Here is a 15,920-nt window from a genome sequence, read left to right as displayed (position 1 = left end):
ATTAATGCATTCACTTCGCTAAGAACTACTAATTTTATTTTTAATTAATCTGCTGCAAAACATAAACTCGCTATCGCAAGATATAAATTCGCTAGCGCTCAAGCATATGTTTTTCTTAACGCATCTTAATTAAAAATAAAATAAGAAGTTCTAAAGCTTGCTTCAATGCATTATACGTAATATATACTTTTTTTTGCGCATAAAATATCTTATATTATCTACTAATTTTGCTTTTTAAAGCTGTTATTAAAGGTAATGCTAAAGCAATACCTCCTACTACTTGAAAAATATTAGTAGGTATATCCTTTAAAGAAATAATTAAGGCTTGTTTAAGTGCAAATCCCTTAGAAATAAATGTTAGTATAATAGCTCCCCCTAAATAATACATCGTAATCATCCAAATCCCTGCTACAACAAAAGCAAAGATATTATTTGAAAATTTATTTCCATTATAATTTTTTCTATAGGCAATTGTTCCAGCAATATACCCCATTGCACCTTTAATAATGAGTGTAAATGGCGCCCACATGGTATATCCATTTAATAAATCAAATAAACACATACCAACAGCAGAAGATATAGCTGCTTTTTTTCTTCCAAATAATATAGCTGATAAAAAAATCATACTATCTCCTAAATGAAGTACACCCATAAACGTAGGTATATGTATAACCGAAGCAGCTATAAACGTAATCGCCGCCATTAGACTAATTTGTACTATGTCAATAGTTTTAATTGATGATATTCTATTTTCCATCTTTATCCCCCCTAAAATTAAATCCTTAATATATCCTTAAGCGTCTTTCTAACATCATTATATACAACATTTATCATTTTTTCAAATGTATGCATACACTTTTCCACAAATATATTGCATATACTTCGCTAAAATAATAAATACTATATATAAGCCACTTTAGTAGATAACGCTACTTTAGTAGATAACGCCACTCTTATGGGTTTTTAATCTTATATTAAATTGTAATTTTAATAAGTGGAGGTGGAAATATGACCTTTTTACGTTGGTTAGGTGGATTTGTAGTGTTATTTTGGTTAATGGGAGTTCTTTTCAGCATAGGTGGAAGTTTAATTAATATCCTGCTAGTAGTTGCTGCGATTGTATTTGTAATTGATGTTCTATCTAGCAGAAAAAGAAACATGTAAAACCCTTCTAAACGTGAAAAAATCTCTTGAAATTAATTCAAGAGATTTTTCTTTTATTTTTTATTTAGTCCTTATCTTTACCAATGTCTGATAAAATCAAGCCTTTATTATGCTCTGTTGCCCAGCTAATACCCCACTCATTTTGGAATACTAATAGGTTTCTGTCCTTAAGGTCTTTAACTATCCTAGCATCACTAGTCAGGTTGAGTTTTTCTTTATCTATATCTATTTTACACTTTTCAATCCATCTTATATGTTTAAATGCTAACCTTTCCATCTTAATATCTACATTATATTCATTTTTAAGTCTGAACTCTAATACTTCAAACTGAAGCACTCCTACAACCCCAACTATGATTTGTTCAATCCCTATATGAAGTTCCTTAAATACTTGGATTGCACCTTCTTGAGCTATTTGTGTAACGCCCTTTATAAATTGCTTTCTCTTCATTGTATCAACAGTTCTCACCCTTGCAAAATGTTCTGGCGCAAAAGTTGGTATTCCTTCGAACTCAAATTTATTTGAAGAAGAACATATGGTGTCTCCTATGCTAAATATACCTGGATCAAAAACTCCAATAATATCTCCTGCATAAGCCGTGTCCACTATTTCTCTCTCTTGTGCTAAAAATTGTTGAGGTTGTGCTAATTTTATTTTATTACCGCCTTGTACATGATAAACATCCATTCCCTTTTCAAACTCTCCAGAACAAATTCTCATAAAAGCCATTCTATCCCTGTGAGCTTTATTCATATTAGCTTGAATTTTAAATACAAACGCAGAAAAATCCTTACTAAAAACATCAATTTTACCTACACTTGAATTTCTTGGTAATGGTGGTGAAGTTAATTGTAAAAAGTTATCTAAAAAAGGTTCAACCCCAAAATTAGTTGAAGCACTTCCAAAGAATACTGGAGTAAGTTCTCCTTTAGCAACTTTTTCTAAATCAAATTCATCACCTGCTACATCTAAAAGCTCCATATCTTCCATAAGCTTTTCATATAATGTTTCACCAATAAGTTCAATTGCCTTTTCATCGTCAATACTGATTTTTGTCTCTTTAGCTTCTATTTGACCATGCTTTCCATCATCAAAAACAATTATTTCCTTTGTGCGTCTGTCGTAAACGCCTTTAAAATCTACACCACACCCTATAGGCCAATTTATTGGGTAAGATCTAATTCCAAATTCATTCTCTATTTCTTCCATAAGTTCAAATATATCTCTAGTTTCTCTATCCATCTTATTAATAAATGTAAAAATAGGTATTTCTCTAATACTACAAACATGAAATAGCTTTCTTGTTTGTGCCTCGACCCCTTTTGCACCATCAATAATCATTACAGCACTATCCGCTGCCATGAGGGTTCTGTAAGTATCTTCACTAAAGTCTTGGTGACCTGGTGTATCAAGTATATTTATACAAAAATCATTATAACCAAATTGCATAACTGAAGACGTAACAGAAATACCTCTTTGTTTCTCTATTTCCATCCAGTCAGAAACTGCATGTTTAGACGCTTTTCTAGCTTTAACTGAACCTGCAAGCCTTATTGCGCCTCCATATAATAATAATTTTTCCGTCAGTGTAGTTTTACCAGCATCCGGATGGGAAATTATAGCAAATGTTCTTCTTTTTTCAATCTCTTTTATGTAATCCGCCAAGGTCATCACGCTCCTTTTATTTTTCACATGCACATATATATTCTTACAACCACTCTCTGAACTACTAGTGATTCTAAATTTCACTTTTCATTTCTCTACCTATCAATTCTAGCTTTAATCAAGAAATCTGTCAACTAAGGTTGTACTACCGCTGGGAACTATGTATTATAGTATGAAGCTTCTTATTACAAGTCCCCCTGGAGAATTTTATACTTTATCTTGGTATAAATCCTATTTTCTTTTGCATTTTCCTTAGTGTCTTATTAGCCACATAGGTAGCTTTTTCCGAACCCTTTTTATAAATTTCCTCTAAATAAGCTTTTTTCCCTATGTATTCCTTAATCTTTATCTGTATAGGTTCAAGTTCCGCAACTATTGCTTCTGCTACATCTTTTTTAAATTGAGCATAACCTAATCCTTCATATTTTTCTTCTATTTCTCCTATAGAAATACCAGTTATAGCCATTAATATAGTCATTAAGTTCTTAACGCCTAATTGTTCGTCGTTATACTTAACAACCCCTAAGCTATCTGTAACTGATCTGTTTACTTTCTTTCTTATAACTTCCGGCGGGTCCATTATTAAAATGAATCCATTAACATTCTCTCCTGATTTAGACATTTTTTTAGTTGGCTCTTGTAGATCCATTACCTTAGCCCCTGATTTACCTATATATGGTTCAGGTATTACAAAGGTATCACTATAGGTTTTATTGAATCTTTCAGCTATATCCCTGGCAATTTCAAGATGCTGAGTTTGATCTTTTCCTACAGGCACTAAATTAGTTTGATATAATAAGATATCTGATGCCATTAGCACCGGATATGTCAATAGTCCTGCCCCTACACTCTCACTGTTTTTAGATTTTTCTTTGTATTGAGTCATTCTGCTTAATTCTCCCATGTAAGTAGAACAAGTTAAAAGCCAAGCAGCTTCACTATGTGCAGATACATGTGATTGAATAAACATAGTATTTTTCTCAGGATCAATACCTGAAGCTATGTAAATAGCCAACATTTCTAAGGTTCTTCTTCTCAAATCCTTTGGTTCTTGCTTTACTGTAATCGCGTGTAAATCCACCACACAAAAATAGCATTCATATTCTTCTTGTAATTTAACCCAATTTTTTATAGCTCCTAAATAATTTCCTAGTGTTAAGTCGCCCGAAGGTTGGATCCCACTAAATATCACCTTTTTATTTTCTTCCAAAATAATCATCTCCTATAATAATAATAATAATAATAATAATAATAATAATAATAATAATAATAATAATAAATGAAAATCATATATTGATCCGAATGCTAATTCTTGTTCATATGCTTTCTACTCAACATCTTATTTTTTCATTATTCTAAATGTGCTAAATACAAAAAAAGCCCTATGGATAAATCCATAGGGCGTATATACACGGTACCACCTAACACTTACAAGCTACATTAAAGCTTCTACTTAAACAGATACACTTGGATATCCTACCTTTATAACGTAAGGCTTACGTCAAGGACTACTGCATTTCATCCCGAGTCTTAGAGATCCATTCAATTTAAACATAGTTATCGTAATTCCACCATCAACGACTCTCTGTGAATCTGTTTTTAAATTTACTTACTTCTCATCAAAGACTATAACATTATAAGCTATTTAAATTATATTATGCCTATTCACTTAAATTGTCAATAATAATTTTAAATTTTATGCTTTCCAAAGTCCATGTAAATTACAGTATTCTCTTACGAATACCACTTTTTCTTCTAACTTAAATTCTGCTTCTGGTTTTTCGCCTGGTTTTAAGTATTTTCTGTACACCTTATTTTCTGTGTGTACTTCAATAAATTCGATATGATGTTCTTCGAGCATTGGGTGCTCAACTGCTCCAACCTTAACCCTAATTCCACCTTCTATTTTTTCAATTACAGGAACATGTTTTTCAACTGCTGCATCCTGAGTATTTTCTACTTTAAGTGTCATTGGTTTTCCACAACATACTAAAGTTCCACCAGCATTATGAACAATTTCAACTATATTACCACATACATCGCATTTGTAAATTTGTCTTAATTCAGTCATTTTTATTCCTCCTTTAAATTTGGAAATTTATAAAATACTTATTATGGTTTTTCAATCTATAACAATTATTTATTGATAGTAATTAGATATATATTATTCTACATTTCTTTGGAAATTACCTCTTTTTTTTTGAATTTTATTTACATATTATTTTATGCTAATTCAATTCATTATATGCACCAGTATGATTTAACGACATTTCAGAAGAAAAGCCTCCCATTTCTATAAGTGGGAGTATAATTCGCCTTCTGAAGTCGTTAATATTTCAGCTCCGCAGGAGATGATTTAACTAATATTACCTTCATTTTTTTCTCTCTTTCGTGGAATACTATATAATACAATATAATATAAAAGGAGGTATGAACATGGCTAAGAACCTTAAGAACCAAACAAAAGTGTATGCACCTCACGAAAGAAATTTTTATGAATTAGAAGAAAAGGAGATAAGATCTTACTCCGAAAACGACTCTACTATGTTACCAAACCCAGTATCTGATCCTATAGTTGCTATGAATATATCCAATGTCGAATTTGACTATACCTATAACGGTGGCCAAGAAATCCCAGATACAGAAGACTAACTTGTTTTAAAGCTATAAAAACAGATGACTTCTTATTAGAAGTCATCTGTTTTTTTAGATTATAACTTCAACTTTATGCACTCCATCAATAAATGGAACCAATCCATCTTCGCATAAATTACCATCAAGCCAAATTCCTTTGTTTCCCTGGCGCTTAACCTCAATCACATATTCGAATTTATCTTTTTTATATATAATCTCATACTGTGGCCATTCCTCTGGCACACAAGGTTCAATGGTAAACCCTTTTCCCGCCTTTAGTTTAAACCCTAAAATTGCCTCTATTCCCGTTCTATACATCCACCCTGAGGTTCCAGTATACCAACTCCACCCTCCGCGTCCTACATGAGGTTCTTTTCCATAAACATCAGCAGTCATTACGTAAGGCTCAGTTTTATATCTTTCACACTGAGGCAGTGTTTTTGTATGATTAATAGGGTTTATCATATTATAGAGCTTTGCCGCCATGTCACCTTTGTAAAGTTTAGCAAAGGCAAGAATTACCCAAGTTGCAGCGTGTGTATATTGTCCACCATTCTCTCTAACTCCCGGCACATAGCCTTTTATATAACCTGGCTCCAAAGTAGATTTATTAAAAGGAGGAGTTAAAAGCAAAATCATTCCATTATCTTCTTTTATTAAATAATGTTCTAATGACTTCATAGCCTCCTCTGCCCTTTCTTTATCTGCAGCTCCTGATATAACTGCCCATGATTGAGATAGGGAATCTATCTTACACTCCTCATTTTGAGATGATCCTAGTGGCGTGCCGTCATCAAAATATGCTCTCCTATACCAATTACCATCCCATGCGTTTTCCTCTAGATTTATCCTTATATATTCTTGCATCTCCTTGTATTTCTGTAATCTTTCATCATCGTTTTTATATGTGCAAGCTTCAAAGAAATCTCCAAGAATATCATATAAGAACCAACCAAGCCATACGCTTTCGCCTTTGCCCTTATTCCCAACGGTACTCATTCCATCATTCCAATCTCCACTACCCATTAGTGGGATTTTATGAGGACCGAATTTAAGGCTTTTATCTATAGCTTTTATGCAATGTTCATATATACTGCCTGTAAAATCTGCCCTTCCTGAAATATTATATCTTTCATCTTCACCGTCTGTTAGTGGCGTATCCATTAAATACTGAGCTTGCTCATCAAGAATATCAAAATCCCCTGTGTTTTTTATATAATCCATAGTGACATAAGGTAGCCATAATAAGTCATCGGAGAATCTTGTTCTTATACCACTATCTACAACCGGATGCCACCAATGTTGCACATCACCTTCAACGAATTGTCTTGAAGCACTGTATAAAATTTGTTTTTTAGTCATACTTGGCTCAATCATGCCTAGTGACATAACATCCTGAAGCTGATCTCTAAAGCCATAAGCTCCACCAGATTGGTAAAAAGCAGTTCTCGACCATAGCCTGCACACTATAGTTTGGTACATTAGCCATCCATTAAGCATTAAGTCCATACTCTTATCCGGCGTCTTAACTTGCAACGTATGAAGTAATTTGTTCCAATATTTCTTTACATTTTCGAGTTCAGTATCCACTCTCTTAAAATCTTCAAATTCGCCAATAGTTTTAGAAATATTTTCTAAATTCTCATTTTCACCAAGCATCGCTACTAATTCAATCTCCATATTAGGTTCTATATGAATTTTTGAAGTAACTGCAAGACATGGATCAAGTCCCGCTCCTACATTGTTTGAAAGTCTTACTCTCTTTAGTACCTCAGGTTCCTCTACACTTCCTCCTCTGCCTAAAAATTCACTTCTACTGCCAGTAAAACTTTGCTGCCCGCCTCCAAATAATCTTAAGAAAGCATTTATTTTCCCAAAATGCTGACTATAACAATTTGTAGCATATATATATTCCTTCTCTTCATTCAAATAAGTAACAATATGCTGAGCAGTATGCTCTCGTACAACCCCCATTACAAGTTCTGCGTAGTAGGTTATACTTATATTTCTTGCTATATCACTATTATTTCTAAGTTTTATTTTGCATAGCTTAACGTTATGCGACCTAGACACAAACATGGTTACTTCACCCATAATTCCAAAAGCTTCATGCTTGAAATTTGAATATCCAAAGCCATGCTCAATTAAGTATTCTCCACCATCCCTTATTGGTTTAGGTGTAATGCTCCACACATTGCCATAAGCATCATCTCGCAAATATATAGCTTCTGAGCATTCATCGCTTACCCAATCATTAGACCAATTAGTAATTTTATTTTCGCGGCTATTAAGGTACCATGTATAAGCTGATCCACATTCTGATACATGGAATCCAAAATCACCATTTGAAATTACATTTATCCAAGGTGCTGGTGTATTATTAAAATCTTTAAGTAGAATAGTATAGTTTTCACTTTCTACATTAAAGCCTCCTAAGTCATTAAAGTACTCTAACGGTTTCATATTAAACTTGCGCTCTTTCCATTTAAATTGATTTTCTACAATCTGTAATAATGGTTGTTTTTCTATTTTCTTTAAATTGTTCTGAATTTGAGATACTAACATTCCCTTGCGGGAATCTATAACTATTCTAGCTATAGCTATTAAAAGCTCTATATCCTCCTCCATAATAGTAGCCTTATTAAGTATAAAGAGCCCTCCAGGTTTATTTTCTTTATCTCTTAAATGACTACTGCATACAAAATCCTTAATATCAGTTTGTAAAGGCTGATCATATGAGGCTTTTTGAATATTTATTATTACCAAATCAACTCTTAACCCTTTAAGGCTTAAGTATTCATGGGCATTTAAAAGTTGACGAACGAGGTCTTTATCTTTGCTCTCACGAACTATAAGTAGAATTATAGGTAAATCTCCTGAAATACCATACCCCCAAAGCGTAAATTGTCCCTTCTTTACATTTTTTATATTTTCTTCTCTTTGTTTAAAAGTGGAATTTAAAAATAATATTTTAGAAGCCATTACTTGGTATAAATTTGCTTGGCTAGATTTTATACCTAGATATTTCATTTCTACCTGAGTTTGGCTCCACGCTAGTTCAAACACCGCATTTACATTGTGAAGTTCACTATATTTCTTAGCTAAACTTATTACTTCCACTTTACTATCAGCTATCGAAGTAGTGAAAGCTATAATGCACGTTTCACCAGGTTTTATATTTACTCTTCTTCTCATACTTACTATAGGGTCAAGCACCGCCCCTACAGTATTGGATAAAATTGAGTCCTGCTTCATTGCTATAGGGTGTATTGTATTTTCACCACGCCCTATGAAACTCTCTCTGCTAGTCTCATATTGAACAGTTCCTACGGTAGTTCCCTCCGTTGCAACAGTTTGCATAATCCAATGTTGATTTTTACCCTTAGCCCTAGGTCTTCTCGTTGCCAGGATGCAGCTAGGATTATCTATATACTCTGTTTTTACAAATAGATTTCCAAAAGCTGGATGGACTATGTCTGCATCATAATGAGCTAGAGTTACTTCTAAATAGCTTGTTATTTCTAAACTTTTACTTACGGTACCATGATTTGTAATGGATAATCTTCTTACCTCTGAGTCATCCTCTGTAGACACAGTGATTTCCGTGCGAGTAGTAATATTACCATCGTCCCTTGTAAATTCAGCTTTGTCTAAGGCGAATGTTACCTCATAACTATTCCCTACCTTTTTACAAGGTTCATAAGCTGCACTGAAGTATTCATGTTCATCCATATCTTTGATATACACGAACATGCCTGTATTGTCTTTAGTGACATCTTCCCTCCATCTATAAATCATAGTTCCATCTCTCATAGCATACCCTGATCCACTATTAGAAATCATTAGCGAATAACTTCCATTAGAAATTAAATGTGTTTCTGGAGTTTCCGTTTTAGCTGTAATATATTTTCTAACTATAATCTTTTGTTTTCCTATAGTAGTTCCTGATATATTAAATTTATATTTTCTATCATATACCACGCTCTTAGAAATTTTCTCTTGAAGCAATAGTTCTGTAGCCTTGACCTTTGGCAAAGTATGAAATCTTTTTTGAAGAATATTGTTTAATAATACATTGTCTATTGCCATTAAGCTCATACCTTCATGATGAATCATGAAGCACTTAATAATAGCCTTAGGTTCCTCCTTTAACATTCTGTTTTTAGTGTAATCTACCGCTTCATAAAAACCATAAGTTCCTTCTAATCCTTCCAAAGCAAGGCTCTTAAGATTATCATAAGATCCTCTAAAATCAGTTTGAAGTGCCATAACAGTAGCGTATGGCGCAATAACCAATTCATCTTCGAGTCCTGACTTGAGTCCTACTCCTGCTACCCCAAATGCCTTGTATTGGTAATTTGAATTTATATCGAAATTATAAAATGCAGATTCAGATATTCCAAAAGGCACCCCTCTTTCATTACAATATTTCTTTTGTGCCCCAATTACAGCTTTATAAGTTTCATCTAGCATTGTTTGTGGATAATTTTTCATTATAAGTAGGGGCATCGTATATTCAAACATGGTACCACTCCAAGAAACTAATCCCTTACTTTTACCCATAAGAGTCATAGACCTACCAAGCTTAAACCAATGTTTTTTAGGAACATCTCCTTTTGCTATGGCTACAAAGCTAGCCTGCCTTGACTCAGAAGCAAGTAAATCGTAATAGCTTTTACCTAGACTATCATTCTCAACGTCATATCCAATTCTAAACAGTTCTCTTTCTTCATCATACAACATTTTAAAATCAGTAGCTTCTGCCATTGAATTTAGTCTTTCTTTTAAGCTCTCAATGCTACTAATAACCACTTGAGCTTTTTCTTTTGTATTTTGTAGTAAATCTTTTAATTTTTCTAAAGATTCATCACTTTTTGACATGCCATTTAACATATTTAATATGTTGGCGGTTTTTTCTGGAATACAATTTATTGCTGTGTTTTCGATTAAGCTTTTTAAACAATTACTAATGTCTATATCAAAGTTCTTTTCATGGATAAAATCAAGCCAAGGGAAAAATTCATTTATTTCCTCTAAGAACCTATCTACATCACCTTTGAGTTTTTTATTCCAATATGGCTCCTTGCCTTTTTGTACTTCCGTAACCCTTGATGCTAAATCTACAAGCACAGTCCTCCAAGAATAAAAATCTGTTTTGTCATTGCCTAAGGTGACAATCACTTCATGATATAATTCTTTCATTTCCTTGGATTCTTCTATTTCTTCACTAGCAAGCCTTATTGTGTCTTGCAAACCCTCCACTTGCACAAGGTTAAATATCGGATTACGCAAATATTCTTCTAGCGATTGAGAAACCAGCCAAAGATAACCAACTAAGTTCCCACTATCCACAGTGGACACATATCTAGGATAGAGTGGAGTTTTAGTTTTAGTATCATACCAATTATAAAAATGGCCTTTATACGTAACCATGTCCTCAATTGAAGTCATAATTTTCTCTATTCTTTGTGTTACTTCCATAATACCTATATACCCCAGATCATAGGCAACTATATTTGACGTTAATTCCATACCCATATTAGTGGGTGAAGTTCTCTGGGCTAATCCATTAGGCGGATCTTCTTGATAATTATCTGGTCCAAGCCAATTATTTTCGTCATTGACAAAATCCTCAAAATACGCCCAAGTTTTCCTACTTAATTTCCTTAAAAAGATCTTTTCTTCAACCATTATATTAAAAGTTTCTAAACTTCTATCGCGACTTATAACATATGCAATTACAGGGCTTAAAAACCAAAGCACACAGGACGGTATACTAAGAAACCCAATACTCAAGCTTGAATTAAATGCTAAAAATAAAATCAAAAGTGAAATTGCACTTTCAATCCACATAAAAGCTATGAAATTTTTAAGTTTTTTCCCTAGTTTCACCTCTACGTCCGCTGCTGTCTGCCACTCTAATAAATTTTTCTTACTTACCATCATTCTATATAATGTTCTAATTATGGCATCCAACATCATATACGCTTGAAAAGGTATAAAACAAATAATCAAAAATATTTGTTCTATAGCCATAGACCCATTTTGAATTTTACCCGATAAACTTATACCTGCAGCAGGAGAAACTACAGCTTCGGATACATCAAAAAGTATAGGTGCTAAAACCGCAACAAATGCTGCAATAACCCATTTATCCGTCCCATCAGGCAATATTCCACCTAATGCAAGTATGAGCAAAATTGTAATGGAGGGTGCGAGTAAGCTCCTCCTTAAATTATCAAATATTTTCCATTTAGATATTTTATTTATTGGCGAATGTTTTGTAAGCCAAGGTAATAATTGCCAATCACCTCTAGTCCATCTGTGTAATCTCATACAACTAGAATTGTAATAAGCTGGGTATCCATCTATGAATTCCACATCAGTAACTAATGCAGTCCTAACATAGCAGCCCTCTAACAAGTCATGGCTTAATACAGTATTTTCAGGTATTTCATCTTTTAACATATAATTAAATACATCTACATTATAAATCCCTTTTCCAGTAAAAATCCCTTCCCCAAATAAATCCTGGTATACATCAGATACAGCAGTAGTATAAATATCTATACCCGTTTCCCCAGAAAATATCTTTGAAAATAGAGTTTTGTTTGCGCTAAGAATAGACACTCCTACTCTCGGTTGCATTAAACCGTAACCTCTATCCACTTTCTTTTTACTATTATTTATGACAGCATTGTTTAGTGGATGAGCCATAGCACCTATAAGTTTTTTTGCAGAGTCCCTTGGAAGCTTCGTGTCCGCATCTAATGTAATAACATATTTAACCTTTCTAATGTTCAGAGGATTGCTGCTTATTACATCGTAACTAGTATTCTCGTTACCTCTTAAAAACTCATTAAACTCCATAAGCTTTCCGCGTTTTCGTTCAAATCCAATCCACTTGTTTTCTTTTTCATTGTACTGTCTATGTCTATTTAGAAAGAAAAATATCTTTTTATCAGGCTTGCAATACTTTTTATTTAAACTTTCTATGGCTAAAAGCCCAACATTAACTATTGACTTATCTTCTACTTCCTCCTCAGTATCACTATCTTTAAAGTCCCCCAGTAATGCAAAAAACAAATTTTCCTGAGCATTGGCTAAATAGTATACTTCTAAATCATTTATTAATTCGACTACCCTACTAGGATTATTTAATAGTGTTGGAATTACTACAACCGTACTATATCTTTCTGGTATTACTTCTTTGAAATCCATTTTAGGAATAAAAGAAGGAGTACTCAGAACACTCACACTCCAATTGAAAATCGATATTACTATTTCGCTACAGGGTACTAATATAACAATTATGGCAAGACAATATCTCCATAAATCTTTATTACTATCATTTAATAAGCTACTCGCAATAATTAGACATATTATTAACGTTGTAAATATAATAATAGTGCCTATATAAAAATTTTCTACATTCTTCTTTATGCTGTTTTTGAGCCTCTCTATACCAGTATTCTCATATCCTATTTTTTGCTTTAATTTATTTAGTCCCTTATCTATCAAATAATATCCAACATGTTGTTCATAGGTATTATTCTCTGAAAATTCACTTTCTTCGCAACATTCAATAGCTTTTTTTGCTATATATGATTCTGGAAGCTTTATATTTTTAGATATTTTTTCTATTTCGTGTCTATACTTATCTCTAGATTGAAAATCCATTTCTCTATAAATATGTGAAGGATCTTCTCTCAAAATACCCTCTACAGCACTTAGCTTTTCAAAATAATTTTCCCAATTTAAACCTTCAATAACCCTTATACTATTAATTGAATTTGCCATAGATATTTCAAAATTAGCTTCCATTTGATGCTCTAATACTATAATTTCTTCTAGGCTTGTTTCCTGCGCTCCAAGCCTTTCATCTATAAAATCATAAACCTCTTTAGAATCAATACCATTATCTCTTAACAATTTCAATAATCTTTCTGTAAAATGAGAATTGAATGTAAATTTTTCATTTTCTAATAAATATATCTCTTTGACAATTTTATCTTCATTAAAAGCATTGATTAACCGCTCTGCAACTTTTTCTGCTTCTTTTTTATCTTGCTTCGCTTTAACAATTTTTTCAGTTATCCTACTAATATTTTGAATTAATGCTATTCTTAACATTATAGGAATAGCCCAAAGTTCACCAGACGTCAGTACAGCACTCCTTTGATAGGCCCTAATAAAATTTTCAATAACTGTTTCATCCATCCTACCGTCGGTGTGAGATGCTATTTCTATAGCAATATGATAAACTCTTGGATAGCCCTTCATGAAACCTTTGTATATCACCGGTAAGTCTTTATAATAATTTTGTGGCATGTTATATTTTATACTCTTATACTCCTTCTCTACCAAGTAAAGATTATCCAAAAGCCATTCAGAAGCAGGCAATACATCTTTTTTATTTTTTTCTTCTTTATCCATGCTATCATAGCCATTTAAAATCTTTTCATAACTTCTATCTAAATTACTAATAAGCTTTTTCTTACAATTAGTATTTTTCACATCAGCATAATGACGTGCCATTTCGAAAGCATGTTTCTCTAAATCTTCTCTATTCACATTTATGGTTGGAACATCTTTTAGTAAATTTTCCTCTTCATAATAATTCAGATTTTTTCTTATCACTATGTAGATTAAAATACTTATTACGGCTATTGCCCCTAATGTAGCATATGGCATTATAAACACCCTTTCAACACTTTTTGTTAATAATATTTGTAAAGTTTTAGACCTAGTTGAAATTATTATCTCCAACTAATTGTTTAATTATTAGTAAAAACAACAAAAAAACTCACAATGAAACATTGTGAGTTCTTCTTGAATGTGCTTAAGTTATCTTTTTATTAAATTTTATAAAATTCTTCAAATGATTTCGTAACATAAGTCTGGTCTATTACTCCGCCTAGTTCTCTTATAGAATGCATAGCTAGAGTTGGACTTCCTATATCTACCGAGCGTATATTTAAATGAGTTGAAGATATTGGTCCTATAGTTGACCCACCACGTGCATCAGAACGATTAACAAATTTTTGCACCGGCACCCCTGCTTTTTCACAAACTAATTCATAAACTGCATCAGAGTTACTATCAGTTGTGTAGTTTTGATTAGCATTAATTTTTATAACTGGGCCTTTGTTCATATAAGGCTTATTTGTTGGGTCATTCTTTTCTGGACTATTAGGATGAACAGCATGTGCATTATCCGCTGATATCATAAAAGATTTAGAAATTGATCTTAAAAAATCCTCACGATTTTTATCTAAAGATATTGTAATACGCTCTAATATATTAACTAGCATATTTGAGTCCGCACCTTGCTTTGTTGAGCTTCCTACTTCTTCATTATCAAAACAAACCATTACATTTGTTGCCTCTGCGGCTGGCGCTATAGCTAGTGCTCTTATTCCTGCATGTACCATAGCTAAATCATCTAATCTTGAGCTTGATATAAATTCATTGTTTAACCCGATAATTGAACCCTTTTCGTATTCATAAAGGAATAAATCAAAATCTATAATTTGTTTATGATCTACAGATAATTCCTTTGCAATGGCACTCATAAGATAATTATCTTTTTCTAATTCGGTGCTCACCATTGAAAGTAGTGGCAATGTATCCTTTTGCTTATTTAGTTCAATTCCAGTGTTTATTTCTCTATTCATATGAATAGCTAAATTAGGAATTATCATTATAGGCTTTTTAATATTTACTAACTTAGTTTCTGGATATAGAATATTTTTGTCTCGCAAAGTTACCCGTCCAGCTATTGCAAGAGGCCTATCCATCCAAGTATTTAATATAGGTCCGCCATAAACCTCTGTGTTTAATCTTACATACGTATTATCTACTACCATTTCTGGTGCTGGTTTAATTCTAAATGTAGGTGAATCTGTATGAGCTCCAATAATTTTAAAGCCATTTTCTTCGATTTCTCCCTTTCCAACTACAAACGCAATTAGTGCGGAGTCATTTTTAGTCACAAAATATTTCCCGCTTTTTTTAAGGTTCCACTTTTCTTCTTCTTTAATTTCTACAAAGCCTTCTTTACATAAATCTTCTTTAACCTTTGCTACAGCATGATAAGATGTTGGACTATCATAAATAAAATCAATAAGATTTTGGGCAAATTCTAATTCCTTATTCATATATATTCCTCCAATGAGTGTTAAAGCACATAGTTACTTTGCTTATCCCCTTCTCTATTATAACAAGTTTTATAATAAAATTTCTATAAAATCCAAATAAATGCTATAATTAATTATCGAATATATGTTTAAAATTAACTTTTTAAATTATACTATATAGTATAGTCGGAAAACAATAATTAACAATTTCCATATTTAAGTATTAAAAGTGCTTATTTGAATGAAAAGTTATATTTGAATTAATTACGGACATGACAAAAAGACTTTTTTATACACTATTTTAAAAAAGCCGTAGG

General features: G+C 32.5%; 8 protein-coding genes. 2 read left to right on the top strand and 6 right to left on the bottom strand.

The window, feature by feature from the left end; translation table 11 throughout:
* Nucleotides 1-214: 214 nt before the first annotated feature.
* Nucleotides 215-757 (bottom strand): ECF transporter S component, encoded by a 543-nt coding sequence (locus tag ACWJKP_RS03950; RefSeq protein ID WP_165413664.1) that lies wholly within the window; start codon nt 755-757, stop codon nt 215-217.
* Between the two features lie 251 nt (nt 758-1,008).
* Between ACWJKP_RS03950 and ACWJKP_RS03945 the strand changes: the two genes are divergently transcribed.
* A complete protein-coding gene (locus tag ACWJKP_RS03945) occupies nt 1,009-1,164 on the top strand; it encodes a DUF5670 family protein (protein ID WP_165413665.1) in 156 nt (51 codons plus the stop codon).
* A 64-nt stretch (nt 1,165-1,228) separates the two neighbouring features.
* Here the strand turns inward: ACWJKP_RS03945 and ACWJKP_RS03940 are convergent, their stop codons facing one another.
* The 3 genes from ACWJKP_RS03940 to ACWJKP_RS03930 all read right to left on the bottom strand — a co-directional run bounded on the left by ACWJKP_RS03940 (nt 1,229) and on the right by ACWJKP_RS03930 (nt 4,901).
* Entirely contained in the window at nt 1,229-2,830 is a 1,602-nt protein-coding gene (locus tag ACWJKP_RS03940) for a peptide chain release factor 3 (RefSeq protein WP_165413666.1), read from the bottom strand.
* Nucleotides 2,831-3,044: 214 nt separating this feature from the next.
* Entirely contained in the window at nt 3,045-4,040 is a 996-nt protein-coding gene (trpS, locus tag ACWJKP_RS03935) for a tryptophan--tRNA ligase (RefSeq protein WP_187351439.1), read from the bottom strand.
* 486 nt (nt 4,041-4,526) lie between these two features.
* The gene (locus tag ACWJKP_RS03930; RefSeq protein WP_165413668.1) at nt 4,527-4,901 is read right to left on the bottom strand and encodes a desulfoferrodoxin; all 375 of its coding nucleotides are present in this window, start codon (nt 4,899-4,901) and stop codon (nt 4,527-4,529) included.
* 365 nt (nt 4,902-5,266) lie between these two features.
* Between ACWJKP_RS03930 and ACWJKP_RS03925 the strand changes: the two genes are divergently transcribed.
* Nucleotides 5,267-5,482 carry a hypothetical protein gene (locus ACWJKP_RS03925; protein WP_165413669.1) on the top strand — a complete coding sequence of 72 codons (216 nt, stop codon included), beginning with the start codon at nt 5,267-5,269 and terminating at the stop codon, nt 5,480-5,482.
* Nucleotides 5,483-5,536: 54 nt separating this feature from the next.
* On the opposite strand, the gene ACWJKP_RS03920 is transcribed toward ACWJKP_RS03925, so the two are convergent.
* Both ACWJKP_RS03920 and ACWJKP_RS03915 read right to left on the bottom strand, forming a co-directional pair.
* Nucleotides 5,537-14,158 (bottom strand): GH36-type glycosyl hydrolase domain-containing protein, encoded by an 8,622-nt coding sequence (locus tag ACWJKP_RS03920; RefSeq protein WP_462961421.1) that lies wholly within the window; start codon nt 14,156-14,158, stop codon nt 5,537-5,539.
* 164 nt (nt 14,159-14,322) lie between these two features.
* Nucleotides 14,323-15,624 carry a M18 family aminopeptidase gene (locus ACWJKP_RS03915; protein WP_165413671.1) on the bottom strand — a complete coding sequence of 434 codons (1,302 nt, stop codon included), beginning with the start codon at nt 15,622-15,624 and terminating at the stop codon, nt 14,323-14,325.
* Nucleotides 15,625-15,920: the final 296 nt, after the last annotated feature.

It is taken from the genome of Clostridium sp. CM037 (genome assembly GCF_055081095.1).
Note: the sequence above shows the minus strand (reverse complement) of the source record. Positions and strands in the feature narration are given on the sequence as shown.

Bases quoted from the DNA above. Each gene is read 5' to 3' on its own strand.
- ACWJKP_RS03920 (WP_462961421.1), bottom strand. From the start codon at position 14,158: ATGCCATATGCTACATTAGGGGCAATAGCCGTAATAAGTATTTTAATC.
- ACWJKP_RS03945 (WP_165413665.1), top strand. From the start codon at position 1,009: ATGACCTTTTTACGTTGGTTAGGTGGATTTGTAGTGTTATTTTGGTTA.
- ACWJKP_RS03930 (WP_165413668.1), bottom strand. From the start codon at position 4,901: ATGACTGAATTAAGACAAATTTACAAATGCGATGTATGTGGTAATATA.
- ACWJKP_RS03915 (WP_165413671.1), bottom strand. From the start codon at position 15,624: ATGAATAAGGAATTAGAATTTGCCCAAAATCTTATTGATTTTATTTAT.
- ACWJKP_RS03950 (WP_165413664.1), bottom strand. From the start codon at position 757: ATGGAAAATAGAATATCATCAATTAAAACTATTGACATAGTACAAATT.
- ACWJKP_RS03925 (WP_165413669.1), top strand. From the start codon at position 5,267: ATGGCTAAGAACCTTAAGAACCAAACAAAAGTGTATGCACCTCACGAA.